The organism is uncultured Salinibacterium sp. (assembly GCF_963974405.1).
Classification (GTDB): domain Bacteria; phylum Actinomycetota; class Actinomycetes; order Actinomycetales; family Microbacteriaceae; genus Rhodoglobus.
Genome location: NZ_CAXBBH010000001.1, coordinates 898,721 through 922,506 on the forward strand (window position 1 = coordinate 898,721; position 23,786 = coordinate 922,506).

The window sequence follows — 23,786 nt, forward strand, 5'->3', positions numbered from 1 at the left end:
GAGGTTATTCGACCTCGGTGCCTTCAGCCTCAACAGGCTGGCTGGGGAGGAGGGGAAGCTCAACGCGGAAGGTCGCGCCCCCGCCAGGGGTCTCAAGCGCCTGCACGGTGCCCTTGTGGGCGCTGACGATAGCTGCCACGATCGCGAGCCCCAGGCCGCTGCCGCCAGTGTCGCGGTTTCGTGAACTATCAGCGCGCCAGAAGCGCTCGAAGACCTTGTTGCGGATCTGCTCAGGGATGCCTTCACCATGGTCGATGACCGACAGCACAGCGACCTGGCGGTCATGGTCAACGCCGACACCGATCTCGACAGGAGTGTCGGTGGTGAAGCGCAATGCATTCGTCACCAAGTTGGTGAGTACCTGACGAATCTTGTTCTCTTCAGCCATTACAACGGCGTTGAGGTCTTGAGGTACGGGGGCGACGGTTTGCGTAATGCGGGCCGCGGCCTTGGCAACAGCGGCAGCTTTCTTGCGTGACGCCAAGCGTGAAAGTCGAGCCCCCGCAGCGGCGATCGGGCCGGTGGCGAGCGCCGCGACGCCACGGGATGGCGTGTTGGATGCCGACTGCGAGCTTTCGGGAAGGGTGATGACCTTGGTGTCGGTGTCTTCATCCTCGTTCAGCTGAGGCGCGACGAACGCAGCTGACTCGATCCGAGGGTGGGTGTTGATGACGGTGACGACGCGGCCCGTGGAGGCACGAGCATCCATCGCGGCATCATTCGCGAGTGGCAAAAGATCGACTTCGGCGAGTTGCAGAGGCTTGGTTTCGTCGATGCGTGCCAGCTCAAGCAGGTCTTCGACCAATCCGCCCATACGAATGGCTTCTTTTTCGATGCGCTCCATTGCCTGAGCGACATCGTCTGGCTTGGTGATGGCGCCCATGCGGTAAAGCTCAGCGTAGCCACGCACAGTCACGAGCGGCGTGCGGAGCTCGTGACTCGCATCACCGACGAAGCGGCGCATTTGATCAATAGTGCGCGCGCGATCGGCGAAGGCGCGATCGATTCGACCCAGCATCGAGTTGAGAGAACGGTTGAGACGCCCGACTTCGGTATTGGGGGTGGAGACAGACAACCGTTGGTCGAAGTCTCCGTCAGCGAAGCGAGCTGCGGTGGCTTCCACTTCGCGAAGGGGCGCAAACGTTGAGGTCACGAGCAAGCGAGTGAGCGCACCGCCCACGATCACGACAGTGAGGCCAAAGAATAGGAAGATTGCGGCGTAGCGAGCAACGATGGCATTGGAATCGCCGAGATCTCGCGCGATGACGATCGTGACGAAGTCGGGTCCTATCGTGCTGAGCGCAGGGTAGGCCACGACCCGCCACTGGCCTCCGATGGAGGTGCTGGGAAGAGTGAACTCGCTTGTTTGGGCGCTCGCTACCGTGAGCGTGATGCCGTCGAGAACGGGGCGTGCGGCATCCTCTTCGCGGCTGTTGCAGCGCATCGTGCCGTCGTGGTTGAGAACGGCGAAATAGAGGTCGTTGGGCAGTCGAGAAACACTGCACTGGGGATCCCGCGTAGTGCCCGTGTATTGGATGCGGCCGTCGAGATCGTCGGCCGCGGCACTAATTTTCTCGTCGGTCTGCTGCAGGAGGTAATCGCGCAGCACGGCGGCTGTGCCAACGCCAGCGACGAGGAGCCCCATGGTCAGCAGAAGCACCGTGACTCCGGTGACCTTCGTGCGAAGCGAGATGCGGCTCCACGCGTCGGGGATGTTCTCCTGCATGATCTGAACGGTACCTTGCGTGGCTGGGAATCGGGAACAAGTATGGCCAGTTCAACGTCACCGCGGTGGGGTCAAACTGGCCATCTCAGGTGGTTACGGTTTTGCGGCCTTAAGCATGTAGCCGAATCCGCGCTTGGTCTGGATGATTGGCTCTTCCGTGTGCTGGTCGAGCTTGCGGCGGAGGTAAGAAATGTAGCTCTCTACGATGCCGGCATCGCCGTTGAAGTCGTACTCCCAGACGTGATCGAGGATTTGAGCCTTCGAGAGCACGCGGTTGGGGTTAAGCATGAGGTAGCGGAGAAGCTTGAACTCGGTGGGGCTGAGTTCAATCTGTTCGCTGCCGATCGATACTTCGTGAGTGTCCTGATCCATCGTGAGGTCACCGGCGCGGATGATCGTCTCTTCGTCATCCTGCATCGTGCGGCGAAGAATCGCCTTGATGCGGGCAACAATTTCGTCGAGGCTGAACGGCTTCGTCACGTAGTCGTCGCCGCCGACGGTGAGGCCCATGATCTTGTCTTCGGTGTCGTCTTTCGCCGTCAAGAAGAGGATGGGGGAGGTGTAGCCAGACGCTCGGAGGCGCTTTGTCACCCCGAATCCGTTCATGTCGGGCAACATTACGTCGAGGATGATCAGGTCGGGTTCTTCTTCAAGAACTGCCGAGATGGTCTGTGCCCCGCTTCCTACCGCACGCACCGCGAATCCTGCGAAGCGCAGGCTCGTGGTGAGCAGGTCGCGAATGTTGGGTTCGTCGTCAACAATCAGAATCTTGGGTCCGTCAGCCATGAACCAAGTATCTGCATGTTTCCTGAATGCTGGCTGACAAGCGTAGGCGTGTCGCGAATCCTCAAATTTCACAAACAACGTGGGCGGCAACAGTGTTGCTTTCGAGACTGAACGATCTCCTGCCGTTCACTTATCGCACGGTCGCGGTGCGCAGAAGCAGCCAACTGCCGATGGACGATGCTGCGATCGCTGCGAACGCGACGATCGCGAGCCACCAGAGCTCGAAGGCAGCCGCAATCTCAACAGCTGACGGCATAGCGATGATGAGCGCCACGATGATCAGGATCGCTACGCCAGTGCCTAAGAATATTGGTCCGCGTGATCCGAATCGGAGCCAGGCTGCTCCGAAGACCCCACCGATGGTGAGCAGAGAGAGCGTTGAGAGAAACACAATGGGCAGCAGGAGAGCGAAATTTCCCGCACCCAGAACATGGATGTCGAAGATATAGAAACCAACGAACCAATGATTGGTTGCAAGCTCAAGAGCGGTCAAGAGTGCAAACGCAACGGTCATGTATGCCGAGGTGACGACAGCCCACGCAAGCGTTCCGGCGACGAATGATCGGCGGGTTGAACCGAGAGTGAGGGCGAAGGGGAACGTTGTGGCAATGGATTGCACTCCCAGATAGACGAGGAATCCGGGTAACGCGTAGGCCATTCCGGGGTTATTTTGCGAACCCTGAATCCACCCTTCAGTGCCAGGAAGGCTACCCGATCGCCAGAATAGTAGCGAAATCAATATAGATACCAGCGCGACCATCGCGGTGATGTAGAGGGGGACAACAAATGTCATCTCGCGCTTATTGAGGTGGAGTTTTGTAGTCGACGCGACGTTACTCATGCTCGCTCAGCTTCTTTCTTTTCGACGGCGTTCCCGGTGTAGGCAAGGGCGTTCTCTCCCCCGAGGGCAGAAGCGAGTTCTTGCAGTGTCGGTTGGCCGATGTGAACTCCGCGCTCGGCGGCGTGTTCGCGCAGCGCTTCATTGACTTCACCAGCGGCCGTGGCTGCTGTCAGCGCCCCTATCGTGTGCGATTCCAGAACCGGATGGTTGACCAGCACAGCCTCGACAGCTCTCGTGGCGCCGCTCACGGTAAATGCGCGTGCAGTCGCATTGTCGGTCTCATCGTCTACCACGATGCGCCCTTTATTCATGATGAGGACTCTGTCGAATAAGGAAGCGGATTCGTCAATGAGGTGCGTGGAGAGCACAACGGTTCGAGGATGTTCGCCGTAGTCACGGAGAAGCACACGGTGGAAAAGTGCTCGCGCCGCGACGTCTAGCCCGAGGTAGGGCTCATCAAGGAGGGTGATCGGTGCGCGAGAGGCGAGCCCGAGCACAATCGCGATCGAGGAGAGTTGGCCGCGAGAGAGTTTCTTTAGCGCAGTTTTGGCCGGAATCTGGAACGCGTCGACTAATTCTGCTGCGACATCCGCGTTCCAATGAGGGGCGAAATCTGGGGCGATCCGCAATACGTGGTGCAGGCGATAGTCGTCTGGATATCGCTGATTGTCCCGAACGTTGATTATGCGAGTCAACGTTGGTGCGTGTTCGAACGGTGCATGACCTAACACGGTGACGTGCCCCTGTGAGGGTCGGTCTTGTCCGGAGAGGATCGACATGATCGTGGTTTTGCCAGCACCGTTGCGCCCTAGCAGCCCCACGATGGAGTTCTGAGGCACGGAAAAGCTGACGTCGTGAAGGGCGGCCACTGATCCAAAATTTCGGGTGACCCGGTGGACCTCGATGGCGGGAGTGGAGAGTGAAGTGGTGTTCATGGGACATCTTTCTGTCTGATCATGTCGGCAAGTTCGTCTCGATCGATTCCGAGAAGTTGAGCTTCCTGGAGTAACGAGCTGAGGTGCTGCTCGCGGAACGCTTTCTTGCGTTCCGCCCTCAATTGTTCGCGGGCGCCTGGCGCCACGAACATTCCAATTCCGCGCTTCTTGTAGAGCACTCCTCGATCGACGAGAAGGTTGATGCCCTTCGAGATCGTGATGGGGCTTATGTGGTAAAAAACCGCGTATTCGTTGGTTGACGGGACGATGCTCTCTTCAGCGAAGGTGCCGTTGATAATGTCCTCTTCAACCCGCTGGGCGAGTTGGAGAAATATGGGGCCAATTCCGGAGAGCATTTCACCACCTAGGTTCTATAGTTAACTATAGAACCTAGGTGGCGACTGAAGGTTTGTCAACAGGCTCGCCAAAACACGCGCATGTTCGACCGTAAACAGCCGTCAACAGGCGCGTTGGCACGTGACCTACGTGAGATCTGCGGCATCCAGAATCGTGTAGCTGTAGCCCTGCTCAGCCAAGAAACGCTGACGGTTTTGCGCGAAATCTTGATCAACGGTGTCTCGTGCAACCAACGTATAGAAGTTGGCGGGGAGACCGCTCTCCTTGGGGCGCAGCAACCGACCGAGGCGCTGGGCTTCCTCTTGACGCGAACCAAACGAGCCGCTGACCTGGATGGCGACGGTCGCTTCAGGCAGATCGATCGAGAAATTCGCGACCTTCGAAACCACCAGAACCTTGGTGATTCCTTCGCGGAACTCTTGGTAGAGGCGTTCTCGCTCGGCAACGGGCGTAGAACCTGTCAGCTGTGGGGCATCCAATTGAGTAGCGAGCGTGTCGATTTGGTCGAGATACTGCCCGATGACGAGGATGCGTTCACCCTCATGCTTCGCAACCAACGACTTCACGACCTTTATCTTGGCCGGCGCGGCCGCGGCGAGACGATATCGCTCATCATCGGCGGATGCCGCGTACTCGAGTCGGTCGCTTTCGGGCAGGTCGACTCGAACCTCGAAGCAACGTGCGGGAGAAATGAACCCTTGGGCCTCAATCTCCTTCCACGGTGCGTCAAAGCGCTTGGGGCCAATGAGCGAGAACACGTCTCCCTCTCGACCGTCTTCCCGCACCAAAGTTGCCGTCAAGCCGAGACGTCGACGCGCTTGCAGATCGGCGGTCAACTTAAAGACAGGGGCGGGCAGCAAGTGAACCTCGTCATAGACGACGAGGCCCCAGTCGAGAGCATCCAGCAAAGCCAAGTGAGCGTATTCGCCTTTACGCTTCGCTGTGAGGATTTGGTAGGTCGCAATCGTGACCGGCAAGATCTCCTTGGTCTGCCCCGAGTACTCACCGACCTCGTCTTCGGTGAGCGTGGTGCGCTTCAAAATTTCGGCACGCCACTGTCGAGCAGAAACCGTATTAGTCACCAAAATCAGGGTGGTGGTCTTGCTTTGCGCCATCGCGCCCAAGCCCACAAGGGTTTTTCCGGCGCCACAGGGGAGAACGACAACGCCTGAACCGTGGTCGAAAAAGTTGTCGATGGCGTGTTGCTGGTACTCCCGCAGGTCCCAGCCCGAGGCATCCAGAGCAATCTCATGCGGAGTACCCGGGGTATAACCTGCGTTGTCTTCGGCGGGCCAACCCAGCTTCAAGAGTTCTTGCTTTAGCTGACCTCGAGCCCAAGCCTGAACTACAAAAGTGTGGTCGCCGCGGCGTTCGAAAAGCAGGCTCGCGACCTTCTTTGCCCGAGTGATCTCTCGCAAAACAGCAGGATCGGTAGCGGTGAGGGTGAGCGCGCCGTCGTCGTCGCGGTCGATGACGAGGCGACCATAGCGGCCGACAGTCTCCGCGATATCGACGCTGACGCTCTGCGGAATCGGGAACTTCGAATACTTCTCGAGCGTCGCCAGCATTGCGGAAGCATCGTGGCCAGCCGCTCGCGCATTCCACAAGCCGAGCCGCGTAATGCGGTAAGTGTGGATGTGTTCCGGGGCACGCTCGAGCTCAGCGAAGACTGCCAAGTCGTGGCGTGCGTCTTCCGCAAGCGGGTGGGCGACCTCGAGTAGCACCGTGCGGTCAGACTGCACGATCAGGGGTCCGTCGGGTGCTGCGTTCATCCGACCTACCTTACGCGCGGTTGCTTAGTGATCGGTGGTTGCTTCCACCTCGAGGATGCTCGTGAGCGGCAGCGTTCGCTCAATATCGGCCGCACGGTCGAGTCCGCGCATCCGGCCAGCGGCAACACTCGACGGTTCGAGCGTGTACTGAACTTCGCGCTTATCAGGCATTCTCACGGTGACGCGCAGCAAAAGTTTGTTGCGGATAGCGACCTCGATCTGCCGTGAAAGCCAAGCCTGGTCCTCGTCGCCAGTGCCTCCGGCCTGACCATTGCGCAGCTTCGTCAGTAGCTGTTCTGGAGCAGCATCGTGGGCTTCTTCTGGCGCGGGGGAACTCACTTGCTCGCGGCGAAGCGACAGTATCGTGCCTTCAGAATCTTCTGCGGCAACGGGGTAGCGTGCATCGCTGAGCGCCCACAACAGTTGTTCAACGCCGAAACGGGAGACGAGCTGGGCACCATCGCGTTTCAACCCGAACGGACCGAAGTTGGGGTCGAGGGCAATCGACTGCAGCATTACAGAATCGGGTGAAGAAACGTAGCTTCCGCTCGTGCCATGCACGCCGACTCGCACCAGACCGTGGCGCGCGGCCGCTTCGCTGAGCAAGTACTCAACAGGCTGTGGAACACCGGTCAGCGAAATCTCGGCCAAGAAACTGCGCATGCCCTCAAGGGTTTCACCGAGAGTCATAGCGTGATGCAGGCTCGACCGTGAAATGCGATACGTGGATGCCAGGGCGCGGGTCTCTACGTCAGCAATCACGCGCAGTCGGGCATCCAATTGTGGTGCCAACGGACCAGGCGAAATAACGGTCAGGTCGGGCTGAACATAGACCTGATGCACTTCGCGCGGAAAAAGTTCAGCCATGACAGCGGCCGCTTCGGCCGGCGTTCGAGTGAGGAGGGCGATACCTGCGCTGCTGGGCAGCTGTTCGGCTGTCACCCCCAGTAGGCGAGCATCTCGGGCATAGCGCCGGAATCGTTCCAGCATGGCGTCGACACCGGCGGGGAACAGCCAGCGCACATACTCTTCGACGCCGCTGCCCCAGAAACTCTGCACGCGGTCAGCGAGAATCGTGCGGATGTTGTCGGGCACGCCCTGATGCCAGGCCTCGGCGAGGTGCACCCAGCGTTCAGCCGCGCCGAGCGACATCCACTGAGCGGCGTCAGGCGTGGGCATCCACTGAGCCTTCGTCGTGGCGATGAGGCCGGCGCGCTCCGCAATATCAACGAGACCGGCGATCTTGTCGAGCGGAACGGACATGGCTACCGCCAACCGCTTGGAGTCGGGCAACGAAACTCCGCCACGGGCCAAGTCGCGCACGGGGCTGGAACGGAGCTGAGTGATGAGCTCAGTCACTTCATTCGTTGTCGAGAACGCATTCTCGGCAGCGATACTGTCGGTGCTCTCGCGCTGGGACGGTTCAACTGAGGTGAGAGTCGAGGGGGCGGGAGTGTCGAGAAGCTCGCCCGTCGTCGGCAGATCGTCGAACGGCCACCCTGCAAGGTGGTCGGTCACACCGTCGGGAGCGCTGTAACGCCCGCCACGGTGAATCAGAAGCGCAAGGGCAACGAGACGGTCAAGTCGTCGTTGAACGGCGATCTCATCCGTGCCGAAGTGTGCGAGGTTAGCCGCAACCTCGTTCGCAGTGAGCGAGGCCGTGTCCGCCACTACGGCAAGAGTGGCCAAGGTGGGACGGTCGAGCGTGCGCAACACGCGTTCAATCGAAGTGGTTTGCTGCAGGGCATCCGCGAGATCAAAAAAATCGCTGACAGAGTTGGCGCGCACCACACGTGAACGCAACAACTCAAGAAGGTGACTGTCGTCTAATGCGCGTAATTGCGCAGCGAGCAGCAGAGCAGCATCGCTAATTGTGGCCATTCCTGTACTCACGTTGGCGGCGGCGCCCATTCAGCACCACAAGAGTGATGATGAACACCACTCCCAAAGGCAAGGCAATTTGAGGCATAGTTATCACAGCGGGCCATACACCGTTATCGAATTCGGTTTGGCCCAGTGCAGTAGCTACGACTACGGCAATGAAGCTAAGCACGGCGAGTGCGATCGAGAAGGCGACGAGGTAGGCGAGCACACGCTCGATACGAAGGTCGCGTTCAGTTGAGTGATTTGTCACAGAGACAAGGATACGCGCCCGTTTACGTTCTAAGCTTGAGTCACGATTACAAAGGAGCATGCCCATGCCTACCGGCAAGGTTAAGTTTTACGACGACGAGAAGGGTTTTGGCTTCATCATGAGCGATGAAGGCCAAGAGGTCTTCTTGCACGCCTCAGCGCTGCCTGCGGGCACGACAGGGGTCAAGGCGGGTACTCGCCTTGAGTTTGGTATCGCTGACGGTAAGAAGGGCGCACAGGCCCTCTCTGTTCGAGTCATGGATGCTCCTGCAAGCATGGCCAAGATCAACCGCAAGCCTGCCGATGACATGGCCGTGATCATTGAAGATCTCGTCAAGCTCATGGACGGCATCGGCTCTGGACTCAAGCGGGGGCGTTACCCTGACAAGGCGCACGGCGCCAAAATTGCTTCAATGCTGCGAAAGGTCGCTGACGAACTCGATGCCTAATAGCCAGTACGAAAAGCTTGCTCGGGGAGCACTTCTCGAGATCACCACCGACGCGGCGATTGGCGCGCTCGTTGGTGAGCAGGTCGAGGGTGATGGCATCGTTTCGGTGCTTTTCGCATCGGCTCTGCCGGGCTACCCGGGCTGGAACTGGACGGTAAGTGTTGCCCACGTCGAGGGCGAAGAGCCCACGATTCTTGAAGCCGAGCTCATGCCGGCCGAAGGCGCGCTGCTCTCACCCGACTGGGTGCCGTGGTCAGAACGACTCGCTGAATATAAAGCTGCCCAAGCGGCCGCTGAAGCTGCGGATGCCGAAAACGCCACCGCTGATGAAGCTGCCGATGATGACGACGACCTCGAAGACGATGAGGACGACGACGACGAAGACGACGACGCGTTCGGCTCCGCCGTTCTGCATGGCGGAGATCTCGACGGTGTAGATATCGACGCATCAGACGACGAGTCGGATGATGACGAAGATGACGACGACATCGACGACGACGACATCGACGAGGACGAAGACGACGACGACGATGATGACGACCTTGACGGCGACTCCGACGACGATGAGCCAGACGACGACTACGACACCGGCGCCTTCCGCGGTGGCGACCACGAAGGTGTGAGCGTCGACGACCTCGACGAGTCAGACGAAGACGACTAGCGAGACTGCTTTCGGCGTCTGACCTGCGTGTAGATCAGCCCGATGAGGCCGAGCACAAGGCCGGCAACAGCAGTCCAGAGCCACCACAGGTTGCCTGCTGCATTGAGCGGCTCGATAAAGAGCAACAACATGGCGAGGCCGACTATCCATAAGACCATGCCGACAAGCATGGCTTTGCGGTCGTCGGTCTTCACCGGCTCAGGGTCGGGCCGGCGCTCCGAGTCTTTCAGCCAGATACGCACGGTTTCAGGCTAGTGGGTATTGGCGACTACGTAGTCGATCGATGAGACCAACTTGCGTACGTCATCCGGTTCAATAGCGACGAATGTTGCAACACGAAGCTGGTTACGGCCGAGCTTGCGGTACGGGTCAGTGTCGACAATGCCATTGGCGCGGAGGGTCTTTGCGATTGCTGCGGCGTCGATGGCGTCATCAAAATCAACCGTGACGACAACCTGCGAGCGGTGATCCGGGTTGGTGACGAATGGAGTTGCGATGTCGCTTGCGGCAGCCCAGTCGTAGAGAACTGACGACGATTCGCGCGTGCGGGCATCCGCCCACTCGAGCCCACCGTTGCTGTTGATCCAGCCGATCTGACTTTCGAGCAGCAGTAGCGTGCTTAGTGCGGGAGTGTTGAGGGTCTGGTTGAGGCGCGAGTTGTCGATCGCATTTTTGAGCGAGAGGAACTCGGGGATGTAGCGGCCCGAAGCAGCGATGCGCTCTACACGCTCGATGGCCGCGGGCGAGAAGAGGGCGAACCACAATCCACCATCCGAGGCAAAGTTCTTTTGTGGGGCGAAGTAGTACACGTCGGCCTGGGCGGCATCGAACTGGATGCCGCCGGCTGCGCTCGTGGCGTCAACAACCGTCAGTACGTTCGTGTCGTTGAAGCGGCGAACCGGAGCCATGACGCCCGTGGAGGTCTCATTGTGCGGGTACGCGAAGACGTCGGCGCCGCTGATGTTGTCGAGTTCGGCGAACGACCCGCCCGGGGCGGAAACGACATGGGGCGATTCAAGGTGGGGTGCCGCGGCAGCTTTCGCGAACTTGGAACCGAACTCTCCAAAGGAAAGGTGGGCGCTGCGTCGCTCGATGAGGGCGAAGGCTGCGGCATCCCAAAACGCGGTTGAGCCGCCATTGCCCATAATGACTTCGTAGCCCTCAGGGGCCTGAAAAAGCTCTCCGAGACCAGTGCGCACGCGGCCTACAAGGTCGCGAACCGGTGCTTGGCGGTGTGAGGTGCCAAGGATGGTGCGCGACGCAGACGCGAGGTGGTCGATCTGTTCTTGGCGCACTTTGGAAGGGCCGCATCCGAATCGTCCGTCGGCGGGAAGGAGGTCGCTGGGAATCGTCAGGCTTGCCATACGTCCGATTCTATTGGCCAGTTCGGGCTAGTCTTGTTTCATGACCGATCTCGTTGACACCACCGAGATGTACCTGCGCACGATTCTTGACCTCGAAGAAGAGAACATCGTGCCCCTGCGGGCTCGCATCTCCGAACGTCTCGGCCACTCTGGGCCGACCGTTTCACAAACTATCGGCCGCATGGAACGTGACGGCTTAGTCGTCGTTGAAGGCGACCGCCACCTCGAATTTACTGAAGAGGGTCGCCGCCGCGCCACGCAAGTGATGCGTAAGCACCGCCTTGCTGAGCGACTGCTTGCCGACGTTATTGGCCTCGATTGGGCGCTCGTTCATGACGAAGCGTGCCGGTGGGAGCACGTCATGAGCGAACAGGTTGAGCGCAAGCTTATTGAGATGCTTGATCACCCCACCGAGTCGCCGTACGGCAACCCCATCCCCGGGCTCGAAGAACTAGGGGGCGTTGCTGCTCCTTCGTTTAGTGCTGGAATGATCAACATTGTTGACCTTGTGGCAGAGAAGAGTGCCCCAGTCGTCGGTCTTATCCGCCGACTCGGCGAGCCCGTGCAATTTGAGCCTGAACTACTTCAGCAGCTCTTTAGTGCCGGCGTGATGCCAGGCAAGTCCGCTACTTTCGCGGCGGCCGACTCTTATGTTGCCGTCACCGTTGAGGGATTCGGCGAGGGACTTGAACTGCCGAACGAGGTAGCCGTGCACATTTTCGTTGAGAAGCCCACCGCATAGTTTCTGCATTCTGTGTTTACCGAGACGTAACCGTCTCGTCATTCGATTGGGCGCGCCCGCGCGCTGACTGTCCGCAAAATTGGGTTAGCCTGTAGCCCTTGGAGTTCACGAATGAACCGGAGAATCGCATGTTAGGTAGGTGCAGCATCCAAACCGTGGATGCGCGTGCCCACTTCTACATACGACACAGCAGTACTGTGCGCGGCAGTTTTAGCGCGCTGAATCACTAGGCATCGTCTTACGACGGTGCCTTTTTGTTTTCTGCCTCCCATTCGCTGAGCCTCAAGAAAGTCGATTGCCTGCAAGCCGTGCAGGCGCTTTCGAGAGGATGACAATGCGCACACTGGTACTGAACGCCGGCTATGAGCCGCTCGCGGTCGTGTCCTTTAAACGAGCGATTGTGCTCGTGATGAATCAGAAAGCGACGATTGTCGCGGCCGATTCAGAGCATCCGGTTTGGGGCTCGACCGGATCGTGGGATCGCCCCTCGGTCATCATTCTGCGGAATTATGTTCGCATTCCGTCGACGCGCAGATTGCCCGTTTCTCGTCGAGGTGTCTTGCGGCGCGATGGCAACCGCTGCGGCTATTGCGGCGGTGCCGCAAACACGATCGACCACGTGATACCTCGCTCGCGCGGGGGAGAAGATTCGTGGGAGAACTTGGTGGCGTGCTGCTTGAAGTGCAACAACATCAAGAGCAATCGCACTCCGGCAGAAATGAACTGGCGGCTGCTTATCAAGCCTCGACCGCCTCGCACAAGTGCATGGATTGTCAGGGGAATTGAAAGGTCACTCCCAGATTGGGAAGAATACTTGGCACCAGCCGCATAACTGTTATGCTGTTGTGATTATTCCCGTGGTTCGAGCTTTGCCCTAGCTTTGCTTCGCACTTTTCTCATCTCTTTAAGGTTCCCGATTGTCTCGTCTGTCCTCTGGTAGCACCGATAGTTTTGGTGTGCCCACAAGCCAGGACGCAGACTCGGCTCCCGTGTACATGTCCCGGCGAGAAGCACGTGCAGCTCGCGATGCTGCAACTGCAGGCAAGCCTCCAGTTGTGACTCCTGATTCAGCGGCGGTTGAGAGAGATGCTGTTTCCCCGCCAGCCCTCGCGACTTCGCAGATTTCTGTTCCACAGATTCCCACTGCTCCAGCGGCCGTTGTCCGTGAGGTTTCTCCCGTTGGTTACGTATCAGCGAACAACACTTCTCCTCGGGGCCACGCTCCGGTCAAAGCCAAGCGCATTCGAAAGAATCCTCTTCGGGCGCTAGCCTCGATGGCCGTAATCGGGGGCCTTTTCGCCGTAGCAGGGCTTCCGGCGTATAGCGCAACGGGCTTGGTTTCTGACGAGGGCGTCATGGTGTCAGACGCATCCGTTTCAGATGCTGCTCCCGCAACTGTGCAGTCGGTAACCGTGAGCGCAGAGCTCGATCTGCCTGAGCTCAAGCGGGATCAGTTCTCGGCGACGTCCCCTGAAGACTTGGAACAGATTCGCCAGCAGGCGGCCGTCGCTTCGGCGAATGCACTTTATGCCTCGTCCGGTGCTCGGGCGCTCGGAGATGACTACCCGTGGCCGACCGCGGGTGACACTTTGTCTCCCCTCAACTACTACTACCGCCAGTGCACCGACTTTGTTGCCTGGCGCCTGAACCGCGATGTTGGTTCATTCGCGGCTCCGTTCCGCTGGGCCTGGGCTGACCTCACCCCCAACGGCGGCGACGCCTACCAATGGAAGTCGGCGTGGGAGGCGCACGGCTGGACCGTGAGTCCCACTCCGGTTGTCGGATCGGTCGCGTGGTTCGGTTGGGACAACCACGTGTCGTACGTCAAGCAAGTTAACGATGACGGCTCGGTTTTGCTCGAAGAGTACAACTACGTGTATCGCTCGTACGGCCAGCGCACACTGCAGCCAAGCGAAGTCGAGGCGTTCCTCTACCCGCCAGGGCAGTAGCCTTCGAGGCGCCGACGTTTTTCTGTCGTCGAGCCGAGGAATTCGAACGACTCGTTCGCGGCATCAGGAGCATGGCGGTGCGGGCGGGAAAACCGGATGCTTTCCATGTGACCCTCACGCGGGCCTGGTTCGATCTCATCGTGCTCGTCGACGATCTGGATGCAGCACGGGAGTTGCTCGATAAATCGCTCATCAGACGCTTCTACTCGGCTGAGCGCATAGCTGCCGGACGTACGCTCGGGCTGAGCGATCTCGGTGCGGGACTCGGCTACACTCGAAACGCCAGCCTCTGTAGCTCAACGGAAGAGCAACTCCGTCCTAAGGAGCAGGTTGGGGGTTCGAATCCCTCCAGGGGCACCTTGTAAAATGCTGATCAGGGCTGTTATTTACCCATAAACTCGCGGATTATGAATCGTGTTTGCCCACAATTGAGCAGGATCGGCCCGATTCTCGGCGGTTTTGCCCATGATTTACCCACATTCCACGAGCGCTTCGGTGATCTTGCGATGCTGGCGAAGACCCATAGCCTGTCCTCGGTTCTGTCTGTCGCAGATTTCGCGATCGTCCCAACAGGGCCGGAAGCCTGGTGCACCCCACCCATGATGAGGACCGTGCGAACCTTCATCGAGCCAGCTTCGACGCCGTTCCGTGTCTTGCTCAGCAAGATCGACATGAGAGTGCCAGGCAGCTAGAAGACGCCGAGTGCCTCGTGGACGAACTCGGGCTGCCTCGGTTCGGACGTGCAATTCGCCGCTACAAGATCCACGCTGACGCACCGACCGAAGGCAAAGTAGTCAACCAATACCCCGAGTTCGCGCAGACCGCGAAGTCTATCGACGACTACCGTGCTGCGGCACTCGAACTGATGTTGATTTGGGCCAACGCTGCCACTGCGAGTAGCTAATAAATCACCTCGCTCAAAGTGTCACCTATCCGTGCAGCAAGCCCCTTTGGGTGAGTCTTCGCTTGATTCTTTCACTAGCCGTTTCCGACTTGAAGAACGAGAGCAGTGTCCTGGTTTCTGAACCTTCTTGAAACTGTTATCGGCTTCTCTCGTTGCTTTCGAGCGGCTGACCCAAGATTGGGTCCAAGTTCCTTAGTACGCTTGCAGTGAAGATAGGAGCTGCGATGGCGAACAAACCGCTAGAAATTGGCGAGTGGCACGCGGGCATCCTTTTTAGTGGTGGCGAAGGCGCTTATGCTCTCGCTGCCGTTCTCTCCTTCGAGAGCAGTCGCGGAGTCCGCCTTGAGATTCCGCATATCGGTCATGGGGCTGATGCTCAGTTCACTGTGGTGCGCGGATGGTTCAGATCGCATACGCCACCAAAGTCTCTTGTCTTCAGTTCAGGCTCACACCGTCTTGCGCTCTTTGGCCTCAGGTGGGGTGGTTACAGCGAGTACGGAAACGTCACCTCAGGGGTCTTGTTTGCGGAGGATGCTGTCGCGGGGACTCGTGTAGGGGATGCGACCGATGACCTCACTCTCACGGAGCTGCAATCACAAATGGATGCTCTCTACGAGTGGACTGCTTTCCGTGCCGCGAACTATGAAACCGTCACTGATGCGGAGGGTTTCGTTCGTCGGATCGAGGCGAGCGTTGAAACTGTTGATGAGCTGTCGTGGAAGCAGGGTGATGCCACGCTGTCCCTCACTACGCGGTGGAGCACTGATAACAGTCGGCCTGGCCTGCACGTTGATGAATGGACTGTTCTTCGTAGCGTCTTCGATGAACCTCGCGGTGTTGAAGACCATATGAAGGAGCACGTCAAAGTTCGGCTGCTTCTGTCGATTCTGTATGGGGCTGAAGTGTCGTTCCGTCGTCACGATGTGGTTGATGAACGCTTCCACCCGCGAACTTTGGGCGGGGAGATTTATTCTAGGTCAGGTCAGCAGCTGTTCACAGCTCGAACCTTCCGAGAGGCCTCACGACCACCCATGACCGAGGAGACACTGAGGAAGGGTGTTGCTGCGTTGCCTCAGATAGGCAAAGTGGGGTTGGAGCTGTGGGGTGCGAAGTTCGATCAATGGAAGAGGTTCATTCACCCTGCTGCGGGCATCCTCAGTCGAGAGCGGGCGTTCTTGGAGGATCGAGTTGTGAGCCTCTCCATGAGCCTTGAAGCAGCAGGTCAGCTCCTCGGTAAAGCTGACGGTGAGGAAGCTACCTATAGGGGAGGTCGCAAGCCTGAGACGATGGCAACTTATGTGTTCCGTTGCGTTGCGTCCCTCGACGTTGATTGGGCGCGAGCTGCTGACTCGCAGGTTGGGATTGCTCGTGCCGTGGCGGACAACTATCGAAAAATTAAGCACTTCGATACAGGGGATGACTTCCCGAACGGGGATGAGACTTTCCTTGTCAGTCAGGTCGCGGCTGTGGTTGTTCGCCTGTTGACAGCCAACCTTGTTGTTCCTGATGGTTCTCTTGCCCAGAATTGGCAGACCATCGTGGAGGATGCCTTCGGTTGGTTTGAGACGCACGCTCTTCGAATCAACGACGATGGCATCTTCGCCATGGTCGAGTAGGGCCATTTCCGTCGATAGCTTTCACCTGCCATAGTCGTGAGCATGGTTACTCTCAGCAACGAATCAATCCTCAGGGGCTTGAGCTACCTCAAGATGCTCAACGAGAGTAACGTCTACCCTGCCATCGGACACATCAACGCATTCGTGAATACGCCTTTGCCTTCCACCGAGATAGAGCGCCATCTCAGCCTTGCCCTTGCGGGATATAACAATCGGAAAGTCGGTGAGTACTTGTTGCGCACGGGAATGGCTGAGGACGAGGAGCGCAACGAGGAGTTGAGCATCACGCCTGTTGGCCTAGCCTTCCTGAGGGGGCTTGAGAAGCTCGAAAGCAGCGGCACCCCGGGGGAATCGGTGCTTGAAGTAGTAGGGCGGCTAGAAGACCCAATTACCTACTCGAAACTACTAACGGAAATAGACAAGCAGGCCGATGCGCTTGTCATTGATCCCTACCTGCCTTCGGGGGACATGCTCACTCTTATCGAGCTTCCAAGCGTGAGGCGTGTTCTGACGAGGGACATCAGTATCAAGGGTCAAAAGCAGGAAGAGCGCAAACGACATCTCGCTATTGCCCTCGGAGCTAGACCTGATGTTGAACTGAGATTTTTGGACAAGGCGATCAAGGAACTTCATGATCGCTACGTCCTTCCCTCTCAGGGAGAGGGCCTCATGATCGGGACATCTCTCGGTGGTACTCAGCTCACCGTAGTGACTCATCTGAGCGCGGACTCCACTGATGTGTTGCGGCAGCACTACGAGAAGGTTTGGGAGCAGGCCACCCCACTCGCGCCGATTGCGCGACTCCACAGTGATCCCGATGCATCAGAGTTTCCCAAGGATGCGGAAGCTTCTGAGAATCGATGACTGAGGTAGCTGACAAGACGCTTTTGCTGTTCTCAACGTTCGCCCACATGCAGTGGCAGGTAGATGAACTCGCTACCCGCTGCACAGGTGTTGATGATGTGATTCGTGATGCTTTCGCGGTGACGGAAAGGTGGGATGCGGATCAGATTGTTCGATCCTTCGAGCGCCGTAACCAACAGTTTCTCCACGAGATGGAGTCGAAGTCTTGGTTCAACTTGGAGAGTTGGCATGCCCTCGTTGTCGCTTCGAAGTTGGATGACCGCACTCGACCTGCATTCTTCGAGTTCTACTCTGAGCGAGAGCTAGGAGCTGATGGCCTTCACGCTCAGTTCGTTGCCACCTATGCGCAGGTGAAACGACTCAGGGACTTCCTTGCTCACAACATGGCGATGAAGGCATTGCCCGATGAGGAGCGTCTAAGTGTGACGTGGTTCCATGACACCGATATGGGTCGTTGGATGGATCAGGATAGGACGCGACTGAATCTGACCTTCATGACCGAGGCCGTCGAAGTGGTGGAGTGGCTTCTTGATGTGGCTACGTGGACGTTTTGGAAGCTCGGCTGGAACGGCAACGCTGAGATTAAGGGATCGAAGGGCATGATCTTCTCTGATTCTTACGTTCCTTCAGCGGTACCGCCTCATGACCTCGGAGTCCCGATCACAGGGACTGAAGATCAGTAGTAGTCATCCGCCATGTCTTTGAGGGTTGGCCCTGCGGAGTAGAGGCCATCTACATAGTCTTCGACCACGGTGAGCATGGTGAACTGATCGTCCAAAAGGGCAGCGAGGTCGGGGAAGTCGGCAAGCTCTTGAACATTGGGGAGCTGACCTGAGTAGCGGAAGGCGGTTCCCGCCTTGTCCGCTTCATGCATCATGATGATGAGCTTCTCCACGTCCTTCGGGAACTCCTGAGGCACGACGAGTGCGGCGTAATGCTTCTTCGCTTCGTTTAGCAACTTGTAGAGGTTGTGGCCGAAGTCTTCCTTGAAGCGGTCTTTTTTGATGGCTGCTTCTAGTTCGGCAGTTTTGCCATCGACGTAGATCATCCGAGTCTTGATGAGCGCCTTGATTGTGTTCTTCAGCTCTAGCTCGAATGCCTGACGGTAGAGAGTGAGGAAGGGCAGCAGGAGAAAGTCGTCTTCAGGGTTACCTGTAAAGGTTTCAGCGAGACGTTTGGCCGAAAAATGGAAAGCCGCCGCATAGTCGCGGTCTGTTTGGAACGGGTATCGAACTACCAGACGGTCGTAGACCTTGTTTGGCACTGAGCTGAGGAGTCGAAGAGGTTTTGCTGCGGGCTTGGCGGTCATGCTCAATTCTCCCATCGTGAGCCAATTGCGGGGGAGGGGACATTGCGGAGCGGCGCAGCCAACGCTCTGCGCTCATCGTTTGCCCTTCATCTGCGTGGTCATGGGTTTGCCTGCTTCCTCGAAAAGCCTAAGTAGCTCCTCTGCATTCTCAACAGCTACGAGTAGGAAACCTGCGGTGAGTGTCATGCGTGAGGTGAGTCTGAAGGTCAGGCCGAGCGCATCTTCATGACCTGTGGGCACACGCTCCAGGAGGGCCGAAATCACATCGCCGTTAGCGTGAGTGGTTCCGCTGCATGCTTTCCACGTTTGTAGCCCCGTCATGACCATACGTTTGCCGTTCATGAATCGGTCGGCCTGAGCGACAACATCTGTGGTGGTGGGGGTCTTGCTGATGTCGTGGTTGCGGTAGTCGCTGAGTTGCTGTTGGAGGGTGACAAGCCTTGCTCTTACATCGTCTCGATTTGGAGGAGCCAAATCAACGGTTGCGAAGACCTTCTCCATGCCTTCGATGTCTTCGTTGTTCTCGTAACTCAGTCGAAGGGACAGCCATGCCTGTTTCTGCTTGGTGCCTGCGTTGAGCATCCATATTCCGTAGGACGTGGCCTCTACAGCGGATCGGATGAGGGCGTAGTGAGCGAGCATCGGTATCTCGTTGGTGGTGTCCACATATTTGATAAGCATGCGGATCGAGTCGAGGCTGACGTTCATGAAGTCACGGAGCTGATAGCTGAACGGCTTGTATGAGGTGAGCTGATCTACCTGTGAGAGCCAACTGCCTGATGCTGGGCGAGGGTGACTTTCCCATTTCGCTATTAGAGGGGTAGCCCGCTGTTTAGCTTCGCTGAGTATGAACTCACCGACCTTCCGTGCACTATCGCTTTCGCGGGTGTCCATTTGGAAGTTCGGATTTGTCATATCTCATCGTCCCATCGACGTGCAATGCAGTTGAGCCATTTTCGACCGAGGGGACATCGGCGCGTCGATCGGCTGCCGTTCGGATCGCTCGCGAGCCTGTGAGCGGATTGTAACTTTAGTCAGCGTCGCGGTATGGGGTGTCAGCGATACCTCGTTCTGCCAGCTTTTGCACCAAGTAGTCGAGCGGCTTGCGTACAGGAATTCGCAAGGACGAGCCGAAGACGCGGACAGCGTGAGGGCTGATCGCGTAATACGTCCGAATGAAAAATCTACCAGCGGTGTTACTGCGGAGGAATTCATCTCGGAAACGTCGCAGGACCCAAACCTCGGGGCAGTCGTAGCTACCGTATACCGCCGTCGCAACGTAACAACCTCCAGACTTCTTTCGTTTTGCAGCAAGTTCCGCCTCGAGGGAATTCTCAAAGTTAGACCGCTGTTCCGAAGTCCATCCGTTCACGATCTTGGCGCCCACGCTAGACCAGCCGCTTTCGTTGCCGATATCTGAAGTGTGGTCCTGTACAATTCGCCAGGCTTGCTCTGCTCCAGTTCGCCGGAATTCCGTAATGGCGTGCGCGCCGGCGGCGTCGTTGATCGAACGCCACAACGCGGAGTTAGGATCTCGGTTGAGCAATTCCGTGATCCACTCATTCAGCATCGTCGCGCCGAGGGCATCCTTCGGTACACCTTCTTTCACCAGAGCGGCCGCCTCGGAATCGAACTGGGACATCTGATTTCCGAGCCATTCCAGGCGCGAGTAGTCGGAGAGGATTCCGAGCACGTTTTCTCGGAGTTCTTGAAGGTCGTCCTGAGCCATCCTTGCTCACTTCTAGTCGGTGTGAGAAACAGCTTGCCACAACCGCGCGATCGGAGGTGTACCAATCTTCTTGAAGCCGCATCTCCGGGTAGTGCTTTTTCGGAGAGGTGCCGTGATGGGGATGGACGAGTAGTCCAACCTCAGCGACGGCACTAAGTAAAAGCGCGAGATTGACCTAGGGAGACCTTCGAACTGCGCGGTTAAACCAGACCCAACAATCGAGCCTAGGGAGAGAGGCCCGCTCCGGGGACTCAGAAACTCAGAGTCGTGGGCGATGTTCCTGTGAGCGCGCGCCGCGGAGTTTTAGTTCACCGACCCATGTTTTCTTTGTCACGGCGATTAGTTTCTGGTCAATTTTCGATAGTGGGATTACGCTGCGGATCAAATCGAATGCCTCACCAATCATGGGCGGCAGTTGCTCGATGCTTACGGTCGACGCCCGCTGGAGGATCTCTGCCGCGACGGTGGGGTCGACATCCTCGAGTTTCAACAGGGCAAGGATCTCGCGCGCATCTTTTTGGCCCTTCTCTGAGAAGTGCCGGTCAAGCAACGCTGCCATCTTGGTCGCGATGTGCGCTTCGAGACGCAGCAGAGTCCATTTCTCGAACGAGAGCTCGTCGGGGTAATCGGCAAGCACTTCCACCTTGAGCCGCAGCTTGCCGCCTAGTTGGGACTCGTAGGGCAGGTAGATATCAAGGTGCACGTTGTCGATCGTGGCTCGAAGCTTTCGCCCTTGGTGATTGTTGCTGGGCGAGAGGTCGGTCATTAGTTGCTCGAGCTTGTGGCGGCTTTCTTGCGAGGTGATGAGGTCAATGTCGAGACTGATCTCGCCGCCGACGCGTATGAACGTTGCCCACCCGCCGATGAGGATGGAAGGTTCGAGGTCGTGACCGAGCCGGTCGACGAGAGCGCGTATAACTCCGTTGTTGTCTTCGTAGAGGCTAGGCACGGGTGCGTTGCTCCCAATCGGCGTCGGTGAACAGTTTCGTTTTCAGCGCGCGCGTGAACTCCGCGGCCTGCCAACCAGGGCTCGCCCACAGGTCTGCGTAGGTCTGCGCGAGGCTGGCATATCCGGATCGCCAAGTACGTGCCGCGACGGGATCCTGGCTGACTATCATGACGTCGTCTCCCGCGGGGAAACCCGCTTGAGAGACGTGCCGGCTTGTGTAGACGATCCGCCGGCCGAGATCCGCGACCGTGTTGCGGCCACCGAGGTAGTGCACGGCGGCGGTGCTACCGCTCAGCGCGTAATCGACCGCGATGTCGTCGAGAAATTCTTGGGCTGCGGGGAGCGTCGTTGACACCATGGCGTCTGCGCGCAGGTTGCGGTGGGCGGCGAAGGCATCCAGTAGCTTTTCCGGCGAGACGACGGTGTAACCGCGACGCGGATTTGCACGCACAGCACCGATGTCGACCAGTCGCCCCAGCGCTTGATGAGTAGTGGATGGTGCAACCGACGCAGCATCGGCAATGTCGCCGATGCTGTTCCAGTCTCGCTGACCATCCAGCGCGGCATCCGCCAAGGTGCGCCAAACTATCTCCACGTTCTTCATTGCCCCATCATCGCAGCTTTTATATAAACATGGAAGACTTTATCCACATTTATATGGATGACTTACGCGCGCCTTGCCCACACTTTGCCCACAACTGTGGGCAAACGACAGGGACCCTCGATGGCTATGCTCACCCTAAAACGCTGAATTCCCGGGTTTTCTGGACATTCGCCTTATTCGCAGAGGGATGTGGCGGGGGTTCGAATCCCTCCAGGGGCACCGCGCTTTTGGCTTCTCGTCAGGTATTCGTTCAGTGCTCAGGTCAAGTGAAATCCGTCTCTGCCCACGTTCAGAATGTTCTGGGGGCAAACTTCAGCCAGATTTGATGGCTTTCATTGCGCTTGGCTCGTCGTCTCAGGACGCCGAAATCGAGCGCTTCGAAGCTCTCCAAGCATCACAAGCAACTGACCATTCTGCTCTCTGAGTCCCTAGCGCGAACACATCAGCTTTGTCTTTCAGGTGACACGCTGCTCTAGCGACACCTCGCCGCTGTGTCGGACCGTTAGTCAAGGGGCCGCAGCGCGCGGACGGTAGGCTCAAACCTGACTGAGAATGTCGACGCAAGGGAGAGCCAATGGCCGAGCGCAAGTCAGTGAGAAAACCGATCGCAGATCAGATGTACGACGTGTTGCTACATCAGTTCATGTCGGGGGAGCGCGGAGCGGGCGAGAGCCTGAACATCGGCGCACTCTCTCGTGAGCTCGATGTCAGCCAGACGCCGCTGCGTGAGGCGCTCGCGCGCTTGGAGTACACGGGCCTTGTTCAGCGGGAAGCGCTTCGCGGGTACCGTGTCGCACCAATGATGACGCGCGCCGAAGTCGAACAGCTGAAGGAAGCGCGCCTTGTGTTGGAGCCCCGTCTCGCCTATTGCGCCGCGTTGCGAACTACTCCTGAGTTCCTCGCCGCGTTGCGTGAGAGCCTGAAGGAGTTCGAGCAGTCGGCGGATGCGGCTGATATGGAGACCGAAGGTTTTGATATGTACTGGCGCTCGGACAACGATTTTCACACGCTTATTGCGGAACAGTCGGGTAATCAGTTCTTGGCCCTCGCGTATGCCGCGCTCAGCGGACAAATTCAGCGCTTCCGTCTCTTTTCTAAGTTTGGTCGCACGGGGGCACGTCAGGCAGCGCCGGAGCACGGTGCGATCTTTGATGCGATCGTGGCGGGTGATGCGGATAGTGCGGCAGAAGCGATGCGCTTGCACGTTCTCGGTGCTACGGAGCGACTTCTGGGGAGCTAAGTCGACGGCAGCGCTCATGGACAAACCGATGAGTATCCAATACTATAGTCAATAGTATTGGAGGGAGATGCGATGAAGCAGATGCAACAGACCGCGGCGCGGTATACCGCGCACCCGCTCGTTGAAGGCTTTCCCGGCAAGACCAGCTCGCACGGCGCCTTTGGCTGGAGCAGCCTCTGGCTCTTGGACGATGGGACACACCGCGTCCTGATCGATGCGGGGCAGCCCGCCTACATTCCCCTGATCCACGAGTCGCTCGAACGTCTGGGCCTGACCGCGGCAGATATTACGGACGTACTGCTGACCCACATGCACTGGGATCACGTTGCGAATTTTACGATGTTCCAGAACGCCGTCACTTGGGTGGGCGAGCAGGAACTAGCGTGGGCGGCAGAGCAGCCGGCAGGAACGAAGTTCATCCCTGACCTGCACGTGCAAGAGCTCATGCGCCGCACCGAGCGCGTCGAACGGATGCGGCCGGGGCAAGAGGTGCTGCCAGGAATCCACGCGATCGCCGCGCCCGGTCACACTCCTCATCATCTGGCATTCTTCACTGAGCGCGCTGAGCAGTCCTACATTTTTGCGGGTGACTCAGTGAAAAACACTCATGAGCTGGCCACCGCGCACGTTGATTCCACCATGGACGAAGACGCGAGCGTTCGCACGATCGATCGCTTGCGTTCGCTTCTAACCGACACGAGCGGGACTTTGCTGCCGGGTCATGATGTCGGCCTCAGCATTGTCGATGGCGAGGTGCAACGCCTGCGAGAACAGCGCGCCCAGATCAGTTTCTTTGCCGATGCACTGAGCCCCGAGGCGGATCGCAGCATCGGCTGCGCCGATGCCGGATGAAAGG

At 58.2% G+C, this 23,786-nt stretch carries 26 protein-coding genes and 1 tRNA gene; 12 read left to right on the top strand and 15 right to left on the bottom strand.

The annotated features are described in order from the left end of the window. Positions 1 to 4: 4 nt before the first annotated feature. The 8 genes from AACZ26_RS04420 to AACZ26_RS04455 all read right to left on the bottom strand — a co-directional run bounded on the left by AACZ26_RS04420 (position 5) and on the right by AACZ26_RS04455 (position 8,551). A complete protein-coding gene (locus AACZ26_RS04420) occupies positions 5 to 1,726 on the bottom strand; it encodes a HAMP domain-containing sensor histidine kinase (RefSeq protein ID WP_339619431.1) in 1,722 nt (573 codons plus the stop codon). A gap of 93 nt (positions 1,727 to 1,819) precedes the next feature. Beyond that, complete coding sequence (locus AACZ26_RS04425) at positions 1,820 to 2,512, bottom strand: response regulator transcription factor (protein ID WP_100388384.1); 693 nt, start codon at positions 2,510 to 2,512, stop codon at positions 1,820 to 1,822. 130 nt (positions 2,513 to 2,642) lie between these two features. Beyond that, positions 2,643 to 3,353, bottom strand: coding sequence for a hypothetical protein (locus tag AACZ26_RS04430; protein WP_339619433.1), 711 nt, complete (start codon positions 3,351 to 3,353; stop codon positions 2,643 to 2,645). Then, entirely contained in the window at positions 3,350 to 4,288 is a 939-nt protein-coding gene (locus tag AACZ26_RS04435) for an ABC transporter ATP-binding protein (RefSeq protein ID WP_339619434.1), read from the bottom strand. The genes AACZ26_RS04430 and AACZ26_RS04435 overlap by 4 nt, the downstream gene beginning before the upstream one ends. Next, entirely contained in the window at positions 4,285 to 4,644 is a 360-nt protein-coding gene (locus tag AACZ26_RS04440) for a GntR family transcriptional regulator (protein WP_339619436.1), read from the bottom strand. Before AACZ26_RS04440 ends, AACZ26_RS04435 begins: the two co-directional genes overlap by 4 nt. A 126-nt stretch (positions 4,645 to 4,770) precedes the next feature. After that, complete coding sequence (locus tag AACZ26_RS04445; protein WP_339619438.1) at positions 4,771 to 6,417, bottom strand: DNA repair helicase XPB; 1,647 nt, start codon at positions 6,415 to 6,417, stop codon at positions 4,771 to 4,773. 24 nt (positions 6,418 to 6,441) lie between these two features. Continuing rightward, the gene (locus AACZ26_RS04450; protein WP_339619439.1) at positions 6,442 to 8,298 is read right to left on the bottom strand and encodes a helicase-associated domain-containing protein; all 1,857 of its coding nucleotides are present in this window, start codon (positions 8,296 to 8,298) and stop codon (positions 6,442 to 6,444) included. Then, positions 8,285 to 8,551 carry a hypothetical protein gene (locus AACZ26_RS04455; RefSeq protein WP_339619440.1) on the bottom strand — a complete coding sequence of 89 codons (267 nt, stop codon included), beginning with the start codon at positions 8,549 to 8,551 and terminating at the stop codon, positions 8,285 to 8,287. The genes AACZ26_RS04450 and AACZ26_RS04455 overlap by 14 nt, the downstream gene beginning before the upstream one ends. Before the next feature lie 64 nt (positions 8,552 to 8,615). Here AACZ26_RS04455 and AACZ26_RS04460 point away from each other — a divergent pair, with 64 nt between their 5' ends. Together AACZ26_RS04460 and AACZ26_RS04465 are read left to right on the top strand one after the other, a co-directional pair. Further along, positions 8,616 to 8,999, top strand: coding sequence for a cold shock domain-containing protein (locus tag AACZ26_RS04460; protein WP_339619441.1), 384 nt, complete (start codon positions 8,616 to 8,618; stop codon positions 8,997 to 8,999). Next, positions 8,992 to 9,660 (top strand): DUF3027 domain-containing protein, encoded by a 669-nt coding sequence (locus AACZ26_RS04465; RefSeq protein WP_339619442.1) that lies wholly within the window; start codon positions 8,992 to 8,994, stop codon positions 9,658 to 9,660. Before AACZ26_RS04460 ends, AACZ26_RS04465 begins: the two co-directional genes overlap by 8 nt. Here the strand turns inward: AACZ26_RS04465 and AACZ26_RS04470 are convergent. Together AACZ26_RS04470 and serC are read right to left on the bottom strand one after the other, a co-directional pair. Next, a complete protein-coding gene (locus AACZ26_RS04470) occupies positions 9,657 to 9,902 on the bottom strand; it encodes a DUF2530 domain-containing protein (protein WP_339619443.1) in 246 nt (81 codons plus the stop codon). The genes AACZ26_RS04465 and AACZ26_RS04470 overlap by 4 nt on opposite strands. 9 nt (positions 9,903 to 9,911) lie before the next feature. Further along, on the bottom strand, positions 9,912 to 11,024 hold the full coding sequence (gene serC, locus AACZ26_RS04475) for a phosphoserine transaminase (RefSeq protein ID WP_339619444.1): 1,113 nt from the start codon (positions 11,022 to 11,024) through the stop codon (positions 9,912 to 9,914). Between the two features lie 40 nt (positions 11,025 to 11,064). Between serC and AACZ26_RS04480 the strand changes: the two genes are divergently transcribed. The 8 genes from AACZ26_RS04480 (at position 11,065) to AACZ26_RS04515 (ending at position 17,782) form a co-directional block, all read left to right on the top strand. Continuing rightward, on the top strand, positions 11,065 to 11,766 hold the full coding sequence (locus AACZ26_RS04480) for a metal-dependent transcriptional regulator (protein ID WP_339619445.1): 702 nt from the start codon (positions 11,065 to 11,067) through the stop codon (positions 11,764 to 11,766). Positions 11,767 to 12,100: 334 nt separating this feature from the next. Beyond that, the gene (locus AACZ26_RS04485; protein ID WP_339619446.1) at positions 12,101 to 12,598 is read left to right on the top strand and encodes an HNH endonuclease; all 498 of its coding nucleotides are present in this window, start codon (positions 12,101 to 12,103) and stop codon (positions 12,596 to 12,598) included. A 124-nt stretch (positions 12,599 to 12,722) separates the two neighbouring features. Then, positions 12,723 to 13,715: a CHAP domain-containing protein gene (locus AACZ26_RS04490; RefSeq protein WP_339619447.1), complete on the top strand. Its 993-nt coding sequence runs from the start codon at positions 12,723 to 12,725 to the stop codon at positions 13,713 to 13,715. A 285-nt stretch (positions 13,716 to 14,000) separates the two neighbouring features. Beyond that, positions 14,001 to 14,072 (top strand) — tRNA-Arg (locus AACZ26_RS04495). 352 nt (positions 14,073 to 14,424) lie between these two features. Next, complete coding sequence (locus AACZ26_RS04500; protein ID WP_339619448.1) at positions 14,425 to 14,619, top strand: hypothetical protein; 195 nt, start codon at positions 14,425 to 14,427, stop codon at positions 14,617 to 14,619. 224 nt (positions 14,620 to 14,843) lie between these two features. Next, positions 14,844 to 16,235 (top strand): hypothetical protein, encoded by a 1,392-nt coding sequence (locus tag AACZ26_RS04505; protein ID WP_339619450.1) that lies wholly within the window; start codon positions 14,844 to 14,846, stop codon positions 16,233 to 16,235. Positions 16,236 to 16,277: 42 nt separating this feature from the next. After that, complete coding sequence (locus AACZ26_RS04510; protein WP_339619452.1) at positions 16,278 to 17,099, top strand: hypothetical protein; 822 nt, start codon at positions 16,278 to 16,280, stop codon at positions 17,097 to 17,099. Further along, positions 17,096 to 17,782, top strand: coding sequence for a hypothetical protein (locus AACZ26_RS04515; protein WP_339619454.1), 687 nt, complete (start codon positions 17,096 to 17,098; stop codon positions 17,780 to 17,782). The genes AACZ26_RS04510 and AACZ26_RS04515 overlap by 4 nt, the downstream gene beginning before the upstream one ends. Here the strand turns inward: AACZ26_RS04515 and AACZ26_RS04520 are convergent. The 5 genes from AACZ26_RS04520 to AACZ26_RS04540 all read right to left on the bottom strand — a co-directional run bounded on the left by AACZ26_RS04520 (position 17,776) and on the right by AACZ26_RS04540 (position 21,690). Then, the gene (locus AACZ26_RS04520; RefSeq protein ID WP_339619456.1) at positions 17,776 to 18,408 is read right to left on the bottom strand and encodes a hypothetical protein; all 633 of its coding nucleotides are present in this window, start codon (positions 18,406 to 18,408) and stop codon (positions 17,776 to 17,778) included. The genes AACZ26_RS04515 and AACZ26_RS04520 overlap by 7 nt on opposite strands. A 72-nt stretch (positions 18,409 to 18,480) precedes the next feature. Beyond that, on the bottom strand, positions 18,481 to 19,323 hold the full coding sequence (locus AACZ26_RS04525) for a hypothetical protein (RefSeq protein ID WP_339619457.1): 843 nt from the start codon (positions 19,321 to 19,323) through the stop codon (positions 18,481 to 18,483). 115 nt (positions 19,324 to 19,438) lie between these two features. Beyond that, positions 19,439 to 20,137 carry a CFI-box-CTERM domain-containing protein gene (locus AACZ26_RS04530; protein ID WP_339619458.1) on the bottom strand — a complete coding sequence of 233 codons (699 nt, stop codon included), beginning with the start codon at positions 20,135 to 20,137 and terminating at the stop codon, positions 19,439 to 19,441. A gap of 259 nt (positions 20,138 to 20,396) precedes the next feature. Beyond that, positions 20,397 to 21,086 (bottom strand): hypothetical protein, encoded by a 690-nt coding sequence (locus AACZ26_RS04535; protein ID WP_339619459.1) that lies wholly within the window; start codon positions 21,084 to 21,086, stop codon positions 20,397 to 20,399. After that, a complete protein-coding gene (locus AACZ26_RS04540) occupies positions 21,079 to 21,690 on the bottom strand; it encodes a hypothetical protein (protein WP_339619461.1) in 612 nt (203 codons plus the stop codon). Before AACZ26_RS04540 ends, AACZ26_RS04535 begins: the two co-directional genes overlap by 8 nt. Before the next feature lie 574 nt (positions 21,691 to 22,264). Here AACZ26_RS04540 and AACZ26_RS04545 point away from each other — a divergent pair. After that, positions 22,265 to 22,930 carry a GntR family transcriptional regulator gene (locus AACZ26_RS04545; protein ID WP_339619462.1) on the top strand — a complete coding sequence of 222 codons (666 nt, stop codon included), beginning with the start codon at positions 22,265 to 22,267 and terminating at the stop codon, positions 22,928 to 22,930. A gap of 72 nt (positions 22,931 to 23,002) precedes the next feature. Then, entirely contained in the window at positions 23,003 to 23,782 is a 780-nt protein-coding gene (locus AACZ26_RS04550) for an MBL fold metallo-hydrolase (RefSeq protein ID WP_339619463.1), read from the top strand. Positions 23,783 to 23,786 lie beyond the last annotated feature (4 nt).